This window comes from Paenibacillus sp. FSL R10-2734 (assembly GCF_037963865.1).
Taxonomy (GTDB): Bacteria; Bacillota; Bacilli; order Paenibacillales; family Paenibacillaceae; genus Paenibacillus_AQ.
In genome coordinates this window covers 5,629,959-5,645,902 of record NZ_CP150170.1, presented here as the reverse complement: position 1 = coordinate 5,645,902, position 15,944 = coordinate 5,629,959, and the positions used below count along the sequence as shown (strand labels likewise).

16 protein-coding genes are annotated in these 15,944 nt (G+C 46.7%); 4 read left to right on the top strand and 12 right to left on the bottom strand.

Annotation, left to right across the window (positions count from 1 at the left end; translation table 11 throughout):
- Positions 1 to 20: 20 nt before the first annotated feature.
- Positions 21 to 1,994 (top strand): sugar-binding domain-containing protein, encoded by a 1,974-nt coding sequence (locus tag NSS67_RS24625; protein WP_339316300.1) that lies wholly within the window; start codon positions 21 to 23, stop codon positions 1,992 to 1,994.
- A 488-nt stretch (positions 1,995 to 2,482) separates the two neighbouring features.
- On the opposite strand, the gene NSS67_RS24620 is transcribed toward NSS67_RS24625, so the two are convergent.
- From NSS67_RS24620 to NSS67_RS24590, 7 genes are all read right to left on the bottom strand, one after another.
- Positions 2,483 to 3,556, bottom strand: coding sequence for a Gfo/Idh/MocA family oxidoreductase (locus NSS67_RS24620; protein ID WP_339316299.1), 1,074 nt, complete (start codon positions 3,554 to 3,556; stop codon positions 2,483 to 2,485).
- A 223-nt stretch (positions 3,557 to 3,779) separates the two neighbouring features.
- Positions 3,780 to 4,910: a YheC/YheD family protein gene (locus NSS67_RS24615; protein ID WP_339316298.1), complete on the bottom strand. Its 1,131-nt coding sequence runs from the start codon at positions 4,908 to 4,910 to the stop codon at positions 3,780 to 3,782.
- The gene (locus NSS67_RS24610; RefSeq protein ID WP_339316297.1) at positions 4,892 to 5,410 is read right to left on the bottom strand and encodes an N-acetyltransferase; all 519 of its coding nucleotides are present in this window, start codon (positions 5,408 to 5,410) and stop codon (positions 4,892 to 4,894) included. Before NSS67_RS24610 ends, NSS67_RS24615 begins: the two co-directional genes overlap by 19 nt.
- A gap of 25 nt (positions 5,411 to 5,435) precedes the next feature.
- The gene (locus tag NSS67_RS24605; protein ID WP_339316296.1) at positions 5,436 to 6,548 is read right to left on the bottom strand and encodes a YheC/YheD family protein; all 1,113 of its coding nucleotides are present in this window, start codon (positions 6,546 to 6,548) and stop codon (positions 5,436 to 5,438) included.
- Positions 6,545 to 7,918, bottom strand: coding sequence for a YheC/YheD family protein (locus NSS67_RS24600; RefSeq protein ID WP_339316295.1), 1,374 nt, complete (start codon positions 7,916 to 7,918; stop codon positions 6,545 to 6,547). Before NSS67_RS24600 ends, NSS67_RS24605 begins: the two co-directional genes overlap by 4 nt.
- Entirely contained in the window at positions 7,919 to 9,097 is a 1,179-nt protein-coding gene (locus tag NSS67_RS24595; protein ID WP_339316294.1) for a YheC/YheD family protein, read from the bottom strand.
- Positions 9,098 to 9,107: 10 nt separating this feature from the next.
- On the bottom strand, positions 9,108 to 10,475 hold the full coding sequence (locus NSS67_RS24590; protein ID WP_339316292.1) for a YheC/YheD family protein: 1,368 nt from the start codon (positions 10,473 to 10,475) through the stop codon (positions 9,108 to 9,110).
- A gap of 396 nt (positions 10,476 to 10,871) precedes the next feature.
- Here NSS67_RS24590 and NSS67_RS24585 point away from each other — a divergent pair, with 396 nt between their 5' ends.
- Entirely contained in the window at positions 10,872 to 11,210 is a 339-nt protein-coding gene (locus NSS67_RS24585; protein WP_339316291.1) for a YlbF family regulator, read from the top strand.
- A 127-nt stretch (positions 11,211 to 11,337) separates the two neighbouring features.
- Here NSS67_RS24585 and NSS67_RS24580 read toward each other — a convergent pair whose 3' ends face one another.
- Complete coding sequence (locus NSS67_RS24580) at positions 11,338 to 11,913, bottom strand: hypothetical protein (protein ID WP_339316290.1); 576 nt, start codon at positions 11,911 to 11,913, stop codon at positions 11,338 to 11,340.
- Positions 11,914 to 12,119: 206 nt separating this feature from the next.
- Between NSS67_RS24580 and NSS67_RS24575 the strand changes: the two genes are divergently transcribed.
- Complete coding sequence (locus NSS67_RS24575) at positions 12,120 to 12,404, top strand: hypothetical protein (protein WP_339316289.1); 285 nt, start codon at positions 12,120 to 12,122, stop codon at positions 12,402 to 12,404.
- 464 nt (positions 12,405 to 12,868) lie between these two features.
- Here the strand turns inward: NSS67_RS24575 and NSS67_RS24570 are convergent, their stop codons facing one another.
- Positions 12,869 to 13,009, bottom strand: coding sequence for a hypothetical protein (locus NSS67_RS24570; protein WP_339316288.1), 141 nt, complete (start codon positions 13,007 to 13,009; stop codon positions 12,869 to 12,871).
- A gap of 247 nt (positions 13,010 to 13,256) precedes the next feature.
- Here NSS67_RS24570 and NSS67_RS24565 point away from each other — a divergent pair, with 247 nt between their 5' ends.
- A complete protein-coding gene (locus NSS67_RS24565; protein WP_339316287.1) occupies positions 13,257 to 14,591 on the top strand; it encodes a DRTGG domain-containing protein in 1,335 nt (444 codons plus the stop codon).
- A gap of 94 nt (positions 14,592 to 14,685) precedes the next feature.
- Here NSS67_RS24565 and NSS67_RS24560 read toward each other — a convergent pair whose 3' ends face one another.
- The 3 genes from NSS67_RS24560 to NSS67_RS24550 form a co-directional block, all read right to left on the bottom strand.
- On the bottom strand, positions 14,686 to 15,006 hold the full coding sequence (locus NSS67_RS24560; protein ID WP_339316285.1) for a YtpI family protein: 321 nt from the start codon (positions 15,004 to 15,006) through the stop codon (positions 14,686 to 14,688).
- Positions 15,007 to 15,093: 87 nt separating this feature from the next.
- Complete coding sequence (locus tag NSS67_RS24555; RefSeq protein WP_339316284.1) at positions 15,094 to 15,597, bottom strand: hypothetical protein; 504 nt, start codon at positions 15,595 to 15,597, stop codon at positions 15,094 to 15,096.
- A 4-nt stretch (positions 15,598 to 15,601) separates the two neighbouring features.
- Positions 15,602 to 15,925 carry a YtrH family sporulation protein gene (locus NSS67_RS24550; protein WP_339316283.1) on the bottom strand — a complete coding sequence of 108 codons (324 nt, stop codon included), beginning with the start codon at positions 15,923 to 15,925 and terminating at the stop codon, positions 15,602 to 15,604.
- Positions 15,926 to 15,944: the final 19 nt, after the last annotated feature.

The following is a 15,944-nucleotide window of genomic DNA, read 5'->3' as shown; positions in this document are numbered from 1 at the left end:
ACAAACTCAGGCGGAAGGTTGTGAATATCTTGATCAAAGAAGGACGTTACACTGTGAGACTAGAGGCGGGCTGGAATTTCCAGCCTGATCCTCTGAACCAAGGTGAACGGGAGGGGTGGCAAGTTGACGGTTTGCCATCTCCGGCTTTGGTTTCCGTTCCTCATACATGGAATGTGCAGGAAGGTCTTGAGGAATACCGCGGGGCAGGCTGGTATGAACAAACTCTAAATATTCCTGATGAGTGGGCGAACAGACGGATACGTCTCGCCTTTGAAGGGGTCTACCGCGATACGGATATTTGGGTGAACGGTGTCAAAGCCGCCAGCCATTACAATTCTGGATATACGCCGTTTGAAGTGGAGCTTACCCCGAATATTCTTATCGCTGCCGAGAACCGGCTTGTGATTAGAGTGGACAATAGCAACAGTGATGAGGCATTGCCAATGAGCAACAGCTTTGACTGGGCGGATGACGGAGGCATGATCCGGCCGGTAACGCTGATCGTAACGGGCTTAGTGTCCGTTGAGCACATCCTGGTGGAACCTAAGGTTTGCTTCGCTGACGATGGCGGACAAACAGGTGGAAAAATAGCCGCCCACATCAAACTTTGTGAACCGGGGGATGCCGTCAGCGCGGATATCGCCATTTACCGGAATGGAGCGAAGATATGGCAAGGGACCGAAATGGTGCAGGCTGGAGTACTCTCATGGTCAATTGCTGACATCTTGCTGCCGGAAATTGATTTATGGCATTTTGACCATCCGCATTTATACCAGCTTGAGATTGTGCTGCGTACGGGGAATCAGGTACAAGACCGGGTAGTTCGCTCTTTTGGCTTCCGTGAGATTGTGGTTAAAGGGCATGAGCTATGGCTGAACCGCGAACCCGTCCGGCTGATGGGTGTGGAGTGGATGCCGGGCTCTCATCCTGAGGTTGGAATGGCAGAACGACTAGAGGATCTTACGGTTATGCTGGTGAAGCTGAAAGAGGCAAACTGCGTCATTACCCGCTTCCACTGGCAGCAGGGAAATGAGCTGCTGGACTGGTGTGACCGTAACGGTCTCTTGGTACAGGAGGAGATTCCGCATTGGGGGCAGCCGGCTGAGCCGGGTAAGATCACCTTCGAGCAGGCCATGGCTCAAGCGAAGGAGATGATTCTGAATCATTCCCACCATCCGTGCATCTTTGCCTGGGGGATGGGGAATGAAATGGACGGTCAATCCAAGGTAACACTTCAGTACATGCAGCAGCTTAAGCAGGAGATTCTGCAGCTCGATCCTTCGCGACTCGTTAATTATGTGAGCAATACGCTACAAATTAATCCTGCGATTGATGCCACAGGTGCCGGAGATCTGTTGATGTGGAATGATTATGTTGGAACCTGGCACGGCGATCTCGATGAAGAAGAGATCATTCGGCAGATCATTGCTGATTATCCGGATAAGCCAATCGTTATAGCTGAGTATGGTCTATGCGAACCCGCATATGAAGGCGGGGATGCCAGAAGAATAAGTATACTAAGAGATAAAACAGAGATTTACCGGCGTTATCCGCAATTTGCGGCGTTAATCTATTTCAGCCTGAACGATTACCGTACGCAAATGGGAGAAGAAGGGACCGGCAGACTTCGGCAAAGAGTGCATGGCTCCCTGGACATTTACAATCAGGCGAAGCCATCCTATGCAGCACTTCGCGAAGTTTCATCTCCGCTTCTGCTGTCAGAGGAACCGGTATGGAAGGACGGTGGGCTTGAGGTTACGCTGAAATGCCGAGACGATATTCCAAGCTATACTGTTAAAGGATATACGCTTTCTGTTTCACATACGGACGGATGTGTAATTAAGCAGGAGATTCCGGATTTATCCCCAGGCGATATTCAGACGTTATATGTTGAATTACCGCCTGACCCTGTCGGCAATCCCGTGCTGTCCATACATCGTCCTACCGGGTTCAGTGTAATGGAGCAGGAATTGACCCTAATAAGGCAGGAATAGTTATAGATTCATTTCTTTCGTGAATCTGAAAAGATCAGGAGCTGTCTCAAAAGTGGCGAATGCCACTTATGGGGCGGCTTTTTTTTGAAGGGGGAAATCCACTGATTATAGCCGATAATTGCTTTGAATGAATAGAATCATGGGATTTATCTCTGAAAAAAAGGTGGGATATCTGTTTGTTTTCGAGGTGTGAAGAAAGGTGTAAATGAACATGTGTGCCTGCATACGGACCCAGATGCACTTATTTGCGTATTTCAGTTCATTTTGAGCGAGTTCCGGACTCGAGAGACGTTATTGGTCATAAATAGGTAGGAAAACATACCATTTTAGTGATATAACTGCATTGGAGTCCGCTAATAGCGAAAAACAACTAAATTATCGCAAATAACGTCTCTGGTGTCCGCATGAAAGTTTTATCGCATGAAATACTAAATTTTCAGATAGCAGAATAGAAAAGGTACGGATATGAACGTCGAAGTCGGTTTAGTTTATTTTGCGTGAATAAACTCATCCTTCAAAGTAACTGTACCTTCCGAGGAAATAGCTTCATCGACAGCGAAAGACAGCCTAACGTCCGTTAAAGCATCCGCTAAAGAGTATACAGAAGTTCCTGTGCGCAGGAAGCTGGACATATTCAATAAGGCTTGTCCTATCCCTATCTCTTCATCAGACAGGGGAGCGGGATGAAAAGGGTTCTGAAATAGACTAAGCTGTCCTGCACGTAATTCATGCAAGGAGAGATTTTCCAGACTGCCTTCCTGTCCGCTTTGAATCCGTCTAATGGTCATATGCTCAGTCTCTTCGGTTCCCAGGCGGCGGATAATCTCATTATCGCGAATTTCCCCATGTGAACCGCGGATAAGTATTCTATTGGTACGGAGTGGCGAGAAATATTGGGAGCGGGTGAAGTCGAGCACGGCGCTTTTGCCGGACGGAAACACCATAATCGCGATATCCTGCTGCTCTGTCTTCAGGGCATCTTCGGCTTCCCTGCCCCTGTAGGCGTAGTCCATGATGGGAACCTCCAGCCGGCGGGCAGTGATTTCGCATGCTGTGCCAGTGATCGAGAGCCATTTACGGATCAGGCTGATGCCATGATAACCATGCGCTACAGAGACTTGAACATGGCCTACCTGACCCAACTGCCCGGATTGTATATAGGCGGTTCTTGCCTGATGGTGAGGCAGCAGCGGATATTGCTCGGCAACCTGAATCAGCGAAAAATCAATGGCACTGGAGCGAAGTAGTTCATATTCAGCTGGGGTTGAGGCGGTAGGCGTTTCAGCCAGCACAGGTATTTGCAGAGCTGAAAGCTCCAGCAACAGAGAGGAGGCAGCGGTCTTGGACACCGCCAGAACCACAAAATCACTCTCAGCCGCAAGCTGTTCCATCGAGCTGTATACGGTAAGGTTCCATTTCTCGATCAGCTGCTGGTATTTGGTACGGTTACGGATAAATACTCCGCTTACCTGAAATTGCTGCGGAAGCAGGTGGGCTAGCTTAAGATACATTTCTGCCCGCCAGCCGCTTCCGATGATCCCAAAACGTATAGGTCTATTCATTGTAATCATTAACTCCTTTGCAAGTCCGATTTGAAGGTATTTTATACATATAATTATTGTATATGAAAAAAATAAACATTACATATAAACAATAAGAAATATTCAGCAACAATTAATAAAAAAGCATATGAATAAATGGAACCTTTATCAATCAAAAAGACGCCCTCTGCTCCGTATAGATACGAGCGGGGGACGTCTTTTTGATGGCTTCTATATTGTTTGTTTATTCCTCAGTTGTCTTGGCTGTAGCAGGGGCCCCTTTGTTATTGTAAAGCCACAATGCATATTCCATAGGACGTACTAAGGCTTTACGATATGTGCTGCCGTCCCCTGATCGGGCGAACACTTCACGAGCAGGTTTTGGATTAACCTCCAGCACATAGATTCTTCCTTCGCGATCAATGGCGAGATCCAGTGCGAGCTCACATAAGGCTCCGAAACTTTCTTCAAGGAAGGCAGCGGCATCAAGTCCTAATTTCTCGGCAGTTCGCATGACCTTATCGGTCTTATCTTGATTACCCAGCCATTCCTTCAACAGCGTTTCCGCTCGAACCGCGCGACCACCGCCATGAAGATTGGAGGTTACGCTTCGGGCGGCACCGACCCTTGCTGCCATGCCTGTCAGCTCCCAGACACCTTGCCCATTCTTTTGAACAAGCATGCGATAATCATGGAACCGTCCGCCAGGTAGGCGTAGCGGAATACCCTGCTGGACGAGGAAACGTCCACCAATACACCATTGTCGAACGATGGAATCCAATCGAGAGATAGAGACCTTTCGAGGTGGAATAATCCGGCGGTCTTGGCGACGACCTTGGATATCAAATACACCTTTACTGTCCTTTACCCGCTCAATTCTAAGGATACCGCGTCCACCTGTACCGTTTGCTGGCTTGATATAGAGTACCGGGCTCTGCTTTAACATTCGATGTAGGTCGGCAGAGGAGTGATACAGTACTGTTTCCGGCATATGCTGCCGAAAACGGCTCTTTTGCGAGAACGTCTGGTGAATGGTCCATTTGTTGCGCAGTGGACGATTCAGAAACAGGAGATGTTTGTAACGTTCACGGAAACGAAGCAACTGCTGAAAGCGTTCGCTGCGCTGGATACGGCAACGATCATAAATCATGTTCGGGAAGGAACGCCATTTGCGTGACCATTTCCCGCTTTTGGGATCAAAGACAAGGGCATGGATCTGCTCTTTGCTGGGATGGATATCCATGGGTGTGAACACAAAAACATCCAAGCCGATTCGATTGCCCTCAATGATCATTCTCCGGTACACGGCCTTTTCTTCAAGCTGCTTGGCTTCATTCAAATACAAAGTAAGAATGCCTAAGACGGGCTCTGGCACAGGAGTTCACCTTCTTGTGGAGAAATGGTAGTGCTAAGGGTATTATTTGGTGACCGGATCAATAAAGTTGGCTTGCCAGTAGGGCCACTGGTAAGCGCCACTGCGGCAAGGCCAACATTGAAGCACATCTTCAGACTGGCAGTATTATCGCTGGCAACACAGCATTCCAGACGTCCAAGGCGCTTTAACTGAGCGGCCATAAGGGCGGTGCCGGTATGCTTATTACGGTATAAAGGGTGCACAGCAACGAGACAGGCTTCTTCACCAAAACTGGATACGAAGCTTACTCCTGCTAGCTGGCGGCCGTTTTGACCGCGTACGGTGGCGACTAGCAGCGAGACACCTGGCTCTGACAACTGATCTGGAGTTAATCGGGCCAGTACCTTGCAAGCTTGGTTTGTAATTCGCCGCTCCCCATGTTCTCTTATAAACTCAAGCAGTCCGGCTAGCCGCGACTTCCATTTTTTATCATCAGTGTCATAGATGGAGGATATCTGCATGCTGTGTCACATCCTTTAATGAGTTCTATTTAGAATGGCGTGCTAAGTGCTGCCCGTATTGAAAGATTCGCTCCAAGGAAAGCTTGCGAATCGCAGGCTCATCAAATTTCATCGGCCGGGAGTTTGCCTCAAAGAACCAGAGTCCTCCGTTCTCATCTACACCGAGGTCCATCGACATCTCCCCAAGCATAGAATCAGAGGCTCTTTCAATTTGCCTAGCGATTAACAGAGCAGTTGTAGGTACACTTTTTAGGATGGAGGCTGCTCTTTCGGTTCCAAATGTGCTTTCCAGCATGCTGGATGGCTCCTCTATACTGCCGCCGCGAGGTACATGAGTGGTAATACTGCGGGCACCGGCTAAACGCGCACCTATGCCGGTCATTCCCCAACCGCCTCTGCCATTTTTCTGCAGAAGTACACGTAGATCAAATGGTCGTCCTCTGTGAGTCGCCAGCTCAATGGCCTGCTGTACGATGTAGCGAGAGGTTCCTTTTTCTATTCCGATCCTTGCCCAGAGGCGCTCAATTGAAGCGGCTTTGTATGTTACATTTTTTTTGCCGCTTTGAATTTGCAGTCGATAGGGCAAAGTGGTATCTGCACGGTATTTTAAACGCATAATTCCTTTGCCTGCTTTGCCATTCTCTGGTTTAAGATAGAGGCTGGTATGATTATTTAACATGGCGGTAAGCGTGTTTGCGCTTCGTAAACGTCTCGTTTTTGGAACATGCTTCGAGGTGGCGTGCGAGCCCTTCAGCCATTCGAATAGATTCCATTTATTGAAAAAATATGGATTGTATAGCTTAATGCCTGGATGTTCCAGGCATTGAGCTATTTTGCGTACGACAGCAGGTTTTTCTTCATCCTCACGGGTGGGGATTCGATTATAGATGATTTGAGGAAGAGGTACAGGGACGCAGTACCATATTTTTCCGTTAGATGATGGGACATATCCGTTCACCATTCGTTCTTCAAGCTTCAAGTCACGGACGGTGACGACGTAGACAAGAAATCCCTGTTCCTTGCCTGTGCGAATAATGTCCCGGAAGTTATTGCGGTTGCCATTAAAATGCCTTACTTTGTCACTGGTTGTCAGTATGGCAATAACGGGTTTTGATTCATCCGGAATGTGGGTGCTCACATCTCATCCCTCCTGCGGAATTTGCTGAGGTATAGACAATGCTCCAAAATGTGCTCGATGGAAGCTTTGCCCTCAGCGCGCAGGGAAGGATGACGGAAGATGGAACGTCCTGGTTTGGCGTTGGCCTCGAACATCCAGATGTCTTCATCCTGATCAATGCCGAGATCAAAGCCGATTTCACCGAGCAAATGACGATGCTGGATTTCTAAGGATTCTGCCAGCTTGACGGCTGTACTCTTCGCACGCTGCAATACTTCATCTGCTCTGCCACCGAATACACGCCCGAGTGCCTGCCCAGGTGTAAGCAAGGCTCCCCCATTTTTAAGGTGAGTGGTGACACTGCCTCGGCCGGCTTTTTTAGCACCTATGCCGACTACGATCCATTGATTATTGCCGTTCTTATGCATATGGAATCGAAAATCAATAGGGCAACCATCAATTTCAATCAAACGTATTCCCTGCTGTACGATATAATTTTGAAGACCTTGCCCGTGCCGCGAACGAAGCATACGCATGAGGCTGTCAAAAGTTGTAAAGCGCAGTAGTACGTTTTTTCCTCCTTTGCGGTAACGGGCAAAGTATCCCTTCTTAGGCAGATAGGTCAGTCGGTAAATTCCGTGTCCCAGACTGCCTGCAGAAGGCTTGTAGTATACAAAGTGGTGGTGCTCCAGCATTTCTCTCATTTTTTCACTAGAGGGATTGCTGTGGGTTTCAGGTACATAACGGTTTGCAGCTCCGTCATTCTCTAGTAACCGATAGATGTCGGATTTATTGAAAAAGCTCCAGTTGAAGTAAGGAATTTTCTTGCGCATAAAGCGTTCGCGTAGCTGGTTGATATAGGGTGAAGTTTCAGCTCTCCGACTGGGTAGTCGATTGTAGACGACATCAGGTAGCGGAACCATCTTTCGCTCGAATTTGCCGCCTGCGGTTAAGAAATAACCATAGACCTGCTCCTGTTGCCAGTTAATATCACGCGGCATAAAGGCAAATATATAACATTTGTTACTGCCTTCTCGCAGCAATTGCTTTATAAAGCCAGTGCGAGAACCGAAGGGCTGAGCTGAAGATGCTGGTCCGTCGGACAATACACCGACTAAAGGACCAAGCTGTACTTCGTCGTTTTGCAGATTGCGTAAATAGATACCCCCAGATTTCGGAACCTTGATAGCACTCTTTACACCAGTGGCGAGGAATAGATGATTTCCGGCGCGCTTGATGGGCTTGATCATGGTCGGGATGGCATCTTTACCGAGCCTTAGGCGTATATTCTTCTTCCCGGTTAACTTCAAGCTTTTCATCAGTGCACCTGATACATATACAACTCTTTGGGGCTGCTTAGTGAAATGCACATTGCAAAAAGTGAGACTCATTTATGAATCCTCCTTAGGAACCATTGTTATCATTCTCCCGTTTATAACGGAGCTGTCCGTAGATAGAGATGGTATCCGTCGCTGTGTGTGTAGCAGATGGCGCGCATAAGACAGTGGATTCTCGGCGGCGAGCTTAGCAGCCCGGCGGTCGCCCGTCAGCCGGAATACCGTGCGCCCTGGCTTGGAATTTGCTTCTAGTAAATGAATTCGACCGCTAGAATCAATACCGAAATCTAGGCCGAGTTCTCCAAGTCTACCGCATGCGGCCTCCAGAAGAGGAGGCAAGTATGCAGCTTCTTTAGCAAGCTCCTGCATGATGTCTTTTCCGTCCTGACCATATTCTGCAAGTAAAAAGGGCAAGGGAGGAACCGCTGTTCCACCGCCATGCAGGTTCGAAGTCAGTGAACCAGGGTTACCCAGCCGAACGGCCATTCCAGTAAGATCCCAGCGGCCGAGGCCATTCTTTTGCATCAATACACGCACATCGAACGGTTGCCCCTTAGAATTAGTTAGGTGCAAATAAGGCTGTATGATATAGCGGCGTGTGCCGATAAATTCATGAATCCAGTTCAGTCCTTCATCCTGCGAGCTAAATACATATTGAAAGGGTGTATTTGACCCATCGCGCCCTCGTAATCTAATGCCTCCTCCAGAGCTTCGGTTCTGCAGTATGGCATGTAGTGTTCGTTTGCCGTGAGAGCCTGCTTTGGGTTTTAGAAAGACCCCGTATTCTCTTTCAGCGAGCATAGTGCTTAACTTGCGTGTACCGGTATAGAGTACAGTTTCCGGCAGTAAAATAGCTGCTCTTCGGTTACGCTTCAAGATCTCGTATACGCCCCATTTATCAGGTAACCCCCGTGACCAAGGTAGAGAGCGGTGAAGAAAAGAAAGGGCAGACGAAGCTTCTTTTCTTTCTTTCGGACTATTGTAAAAACAGCGATTATAAATAATATCTGGTGGCGGAGAAGTCGTATTGTACCAGCTTCCATCTTTCCATGTATAACCGGTTATAGATGACCCATCTGCCGCTACTCCGTCCGGATGAAATACGAGGACTTTGAGGTTATATCGCGGAGCTGCCCGGCATAAATGACTGCAAAATTCTGGTTCGGCGATCGGAGGATTCCCATGTCGACGACCCGTCATTATACCGAGGAACCCCATAGCTGTTTCAGTCATTGTGTCCTCCTTATAAACCGGCCAAATAACGGCAATATAGAATCATTTGCTTGACGGACGGTCTGATTTTTTGATCGTTTAGCGGTGTATTATCGTTCTTGGAAGGTTTGGAATTAACCTCCAGGAGCCATATACGTCCGGATTGATCCAGTGCCAAGTCGATTCCGAGCTCTCCGAAATGAGCAGGGATAAAGGTTTCTACCCCTCTTGCAATAGCAAGTGCTGCTCTCGGCAGCTGAAGCTGTACGCTATCCTTTGTGCCAGCAGGAAGACTACTCTTGCTAACGGCTTCGCGGACAGTGCTGAGACTGCCACCTCTTGCTAAATTGGAGACGAAATGATTACTTCCTGCGGTGCGAGCGACAATGGAGGTAACCCCCCATTTTCCACTGCCGTTCTTCTGTACAAGTGCCCGAAAATCTACAGGCCGCCTTCCGAGCTCCATCAAAGGTAATCCTTGTTGAATCTGGTAACGTGTTGTCTTCATCTTGGGAGCGATGGACTGGTACAGCTTAGCTAAAGTCGTATAGCTTTGCTTGCGTGTGCCTAATGAGGTAGTAGACAACAAACGGTAGCCTCCACCTTCTTCTTTGGAGATTCGGAGAATGCCTTTGCCGAGACTGCCTCGTACAGGCTTTAGAAATACACTTGGATATTGGCTGCACATCTTCTTTACTACAGCAAAACCGTTCAAAGCATGCGATTCCGGTAAATATCGCTGCAGGGTAGGGTCATGCGCTAAAGCTTCAAATACTTCTGTCTTGTCAAGAAATTTTTCGTTGAAGAAATGCGTTCCATACCGTGATTTTACATCCGCCAAAAAATGCTGTACGCTAGGTTTGTTCTCCACCTTTCGCGTCGTTAGCCGATTGTTGATTACATCGGCGATGGGCAGACTCATTTTCCTCCAACCCTCGTTGTATACCCAGCCCTGGATGGAAGAGCTGCTTGTTTCCAGCGCTTCCGGGGTAAAGAAATATACATAGGCGCCTTGTGCGTGGCAGGCATTTGTTAATTCTCGACAGAACATGGTAATGGGTCCAAACAGTCTGTCGAGATTATCAGGATGGTCACGACTGACGAGTACACCGATTAACGGTCCAAGTCGCAAGGTACGACTTACGGAGCTGTAAGAGGCGTTGAGGGTTTGTCGATGTTTCCATCCGGTCCGCCGCGCCAGTCCTTCGCTTACACGTAGGCTGTCGGCTTTGGGGGCCGGGATAATGGTAACCTCCTGCCGGAAAGAGCCGAAAGCCAGCTGGAGCGTTCCGTGAGCCGGGATTTTGAGTCTTTTCATGGATCGTTCGCCAAGCATTATAGCGTTTTCCTGCAGGATGCCCGAGTGGACCGTATGGACCGGGATCTTGAATTGGGACATCGGTGGATCTCCTTCCGGTAGGCAGCATGATGCCGGCAATTTGGTAGCTAAGGGTTACACATCATTCATCATATGGAGACATATGACCCTTGGTGATTGACCTACTCTTTAAAAACCTTGCCACATCATTTCAAAAGTCTGGCCCAAGAAGCGAAACAAGTATGGGATGAGTTGATATTTGGAAACTTAAGCAGCGCGTTCGAAGTGAGTTTTGTACGAAGTAACTCAGGAAGCAGCTGCTAACAAAACTTAGGCGTATGCTTTCGAAGTGAGTTTTGTACGAAGTAACTCAGGAAGCAGTAGCTAACAAAACTTAGGCATATGCTTTCGAAGTGAGTTTTGTACGAAGTAACTCTTGAGAAGCATATGCTAACAAAACTTTTAGGAGGAATCATAATGAGTATTCACGACAAAGCACATGAACTGGCGAAAGCCATTAAAGAAAGCAGCGAGGTAGCGGATATCACCAATGCGATGAAGCTGGTAGAAACAGATCCCGAAGCAAAAGCGATGCTCGACAATTTCCGTAATGGCCAATTGGAGCTTCAACAACGGATGATGAGCGGAGATATGCCTCCACAGGAAGAAATGGAGAAGATGGAGAAATTATTCGAGGTGCTTAACCAGAATCTTGGGATTCGCCGTCTGTTCGATGCTGAACGCCGTCTGAGTGTTGTAATCGAGGATGTAAACAAAATCATTACCGAGAGCTTGTCGCAATTGTATGGCGAATAAAAGCTTTTATTAAGCGAAGGTTTACGTAGAAAGCTTCAGCAGTGACAATCTAAAGAGGGTGTTTCCGAAGCCGTTTGGCATTGGAGACACCCTCTTTGTTTTTGTGGCTAGTGTATAAGTACACTAGCTAATCTTGTTTACCTTCGATTGCGCAGAGAAGAATACCAGCAGCCAAACCTAGGCGGCGATCAAGCATTCCTTTGGGATCGTCGGAAAAGTCAGCGATGATTTTTGTAACGAATGGGTTGAAGTTTGTTTTGAAAGTCGGAATCGTTGCATTATCCATCTCGATATTATATTTTTGAGGGATAATAGAAATGAAGCGGCGGAGTAGGGCCATCGCGGTGCTGTCTTCCTTGATTTTTCCAATTTCCTGATCATGACGATCGAGAATCGTCCATTCATCTTTCAAAATGGATTTAAGTCCCTTACGGCGTAGAGCACCAACATGCTCGCCAGTCTCCGAATCATGTACATCATAAGTAGCACTAAAGTCGACCGCACTGCGGGCTTTTATGCGCAGAAGTTCCTTCTGCATAGACTCATCAGTGAACAACGCAATATCCTCTTTCAACTTAAAAGCTTTCATTTGCGAATAAAGCACAAGCTGCTCCGCGTTATCATAAATATGAAGCTTCGCACCCATGATCGAAAATACTTTTTTTCGAATTATGTATTCGGTATGATTATAAATTGCATTCAATTCGAAATCGCCTCCCTAAATGAAATTATCATCTCATATATAAGCTCTGCTAGCTACATAAATGCATACTATTTTATGTTTTTCACTGTATATTTTTGAATAGAAGTATATTTTTTAGTGGACTTGTCTCATATTACGGACTTCATGTTCATAGAGTAGAGATATAGATTCAATCGAATATCTTGTCTACGAAGGAGTTGTTAGTTATGAGAAAAAGAAACAAGTTTAAACATGGTGTCTATCTGTTGCTGGCGTTAGCTATGCTTTTGTATGCACTGCCGAAGCTATCACTTGCGAATGGACCCAGCTGGGTATTTGGTTTTGGAGTGGTCTGGTCACTATTCGCCTTTACGGTCATCGCGGCACATCTGCATTTTATTATTGGGGTTGATGAGGAGAAGACTAAGCGTCTGGAAGCTGTGCGAAAAGCAAAATTGGAACAGTGGCAATCTAAATGGAATGAAGAAACTAGAGTTACGCAAAGATCATAGATTTGGGGTTGCGCCCTTAAGTTACTAGATTGGAATTTTCCGGGGAAAAGCACCGAACTGGCGTAAAGAGGGGTATAAATCCCCTAGATTCCCGTGGAAAACGCTGAATTGGCGAAAAGAAGGGTATAAATCCCCTAGATTCCCGTGGAAAACGCTGAATTGGCGAAAAGAAGGGTATAAATCCCCTAGATTCTCGTGGAAAACGCTGAATTGGCGAAAAGAGGGGTATAAATCCCCTAGATTCTCGTGGGAAGCGCTAAATTAGCTAAAAGAGGGGTATAAATCCCCTAGATTCCCGTGGAAAACGCTGAATTGGCGAAAAGAAGGGTATAAATCCCCTAGATTCCCGTGGAAAGCGCAGAATTGGCGAAAAGAAGGGTATAAATCCCCTAGATTCACAAAAAAGCCCACTAGCTAAAGCCAGTGGGCTTTAACAATACCCCCGCGAAGCAGGGGAATTAAAGCTATCTTCCACCCGTAAAAGGATTGATCTCATCCGAGAGATCTTTTCCGGCTTTCTTTTCTTCTGCAGATATCCGTTTACCTAGAGCTGCGAAGTACCACACCGCAGGAATGAGAACCGCGAGTATAAAAAGAAATTGCATAATACCATCCCCTTTCATATCTAGATCATAACATATTTTTCCTTTTTTCTTAAGGGAATATCCTCTATCCATCTGCCCAGTTTGTCCAACAACGATTACTTTTTATGGATCAAACATTTTCTTCTTTGGTAACTGTATACAAGGAGATAAATGGAATCCTCAAGCTCATGAATAGGTTGTACTGTGCCATTCTCTATGTGTATAATAGGTACAGTATAGTACAGATCGGAGTACGGGGGTGTAACAGTTGGAAGGTCAAGGCGATGCAATTACTAAACACGAGCAACTGCTGCAGCATATTGAAAGTCTTAAGGTAGGGTCTAAAATATCTGTTCGTAAGCTTGCAAAAGAAATGCTGGTCAGTGAGGGGACTGCATATCGTGCAGTTAAGGAAGCTGAGAATCTTGGGATCGTCATTACGAAGGAACGGATTGGTACAGTACGTGTCGAAAAGAAGCCTCGTAACATTTCTGAACAGCTGACGTTTGGTGACGTGGTTGATATTGTGGAGGGTCATGTTCTCGGCGGGGCTAGCGGACTGAGTAAACATCTACATAAATATGTAATCGGGGCGATGAAGGTCGACGCGATGATTCGATATATAGACGCAGACAGTTTGCTCATTGTGGGTAACCGCGATGATGTTCACTCCTTGGCGTTGGAGCAGGGTGCCGGAGTTCTGGTTACAGGTGGCTTCGGGACGAGCCGTGAAGTTAAGGCGTTAGCGGACGAGCTGGACCTCCCCATAATTTCATCAAGACATGACACATTTACAGTGGCTTCAATGATTAATCGCGCGATTTTTGATAGATTAATTAAGAAAAAAATTATGCTAGTAGAGGATATTGTCGACAGCAAACCACGACTGAATACGTTGAAAATTTCAAGCACCGTTGGTGAGCTGCGGCAGATTTCAGAGGAAACTGGAGAGCAACGTTTTCCCGTTACGGATGAATGGAACCGAGTGATTGGTATTATCGGCCGACGCGAAGTGGAGGACCTGGCGGAGGGGCAAAGTATTGAAAAAGCAATGGTTCGGAGTCCGGTTACCGCTGCACTGCATACCTCACTAGCCTCAGCCGCGCAGATTATGATGTGGGAAGGCGTCGATTTCCTACCCATTGTAGATCGTAACCGCAAATTGGTTGGCTCCCTAACTCGTAAAGAAGTGCTGCAAAGTCTGCGTGATGTACGTAACACACCACAGCTAGGAGAGACCTTCGACCATCTCATCTGGAACGGTTTTGCGGATGAGCGGGATGAAGAGGGACGATTGTTTTTTCATGGCTTTATTACGCCCCAGATGGCTACAGACCTTGGTACCATTTCTGAAGGTATATTGTCTACACTAATGACGCTCTCTGCGTTTAAGGCAGCTAAGGATATTACAGGAAACGACTATGTATTAGATAATATGTCCACCTATTTTATTCGGCCGGTACAGATCGAACACGCGATTATTGTAATGCCGAAACTGCTCGAGATTAGTCGTCGTACATGTAAGCTTGAAATAGAGATCAGCTATTCGGATACCCTGGTAGCGAAAGCAGTCCTAATGCTGCAATCCATTGATCACGGCTAAAATATAACGAATCCTAAATATGCTAAATAGACTGCCCTCAACGATAATAGTGAGGGCAGTCTATTTTATTCTTGATAACTATCCAGGCCTTAGTTTAGGCTTTAGACTGATGATCCTTCTGGCTGCGGCTACGACTGTAATAACTATAGCTACGTAGTCCTGAGAAGATGTTGAACACACCGATCAGAAGAAAGGCAGCTTCAATAATAATATTAACGGTGGAGCCGCGAAACAGAAACATGGAAATCAGAGAGAGCGTGACGAGCATTGCGCCCAGCATCACATTCATGACGGAGCGTTTTAGACCTTTATCTTGGGGGTTTAAGGCACGGCGAGAGGATAAGCTGAACACAGCGGCACCGATTACAAAGATCACCAGCAGGACAAACAATAAGTATTTGATAAATAAAACCATGGACAGCCAGCTCCTTTATCTTGTCGTGCAAAAGCCTTGAAGTAATTTCCACTTTTGTCTGTCCATTATTGTATCACACGATTGTTGTCAGTTGCGCTTAAAAGGACTGATTTCTACCCAGATTTGCAGAACGCCTTCCATGACGAGCATTGTACGGATTTTGACGGAATACTCCTTTTCTCGCACAATGTATAGCTTTCCATCTAATAGAAGCCTAACTAGCTTGCTGTCTGTATCAATGTCGAACATGCTACGTCCGCGCATTGGCTCCAGATCTGAGCGTATTTCACTAAGTATTAATTTTAAAGTTACGGGGTCAACTGGGGTTGAGCCTTCTTGGGCTTTACTTTCCTCCGATCGAATTTTGATCTCTCTGATTACGGTAGATGTATTATTGTATTTTTTGAGCGTTTTAATATCTTCTTGATATTGCTCAATGTCTACGCGTAAGTCTTGATTTTGCAGCCACAACACATTATACCCAACATGGAAAATAGCATTGTATATGACGGCTCCCACGACGATTCCGAGTACGAATATGGCTGAGATTTGGGTGAATCTACGAAAACGACTGAAAGGTGGAACTCTCACTGGCTTACCCCCTGCCGCATACCCATTTTACTAGCTCACTGCCCATATGGGCTCCGAGAAAAGCGAAGGCAATATACATGATTTGTTTGATGGCAGGGGAGAGATTGCCTCCAATCATGTTGCTTTCAATGACACGCAGAGGATCCATAGTCCCACCTACAGCGGCGGCTAGTGCCCATATTTTTATCCGGTCTGACACATCCAGCATCGTTTGCGTCGGCGGTTGGAGGGATACTACGGCGCCGATTCCGCCGAGCATAGCTCCGCCGATTACGATGCCAAAGGCGATAAAGAAATCAAGGATGGCTTTGCTCATAAAAATGCTCATAAAGGCCCCTTCCCGGACA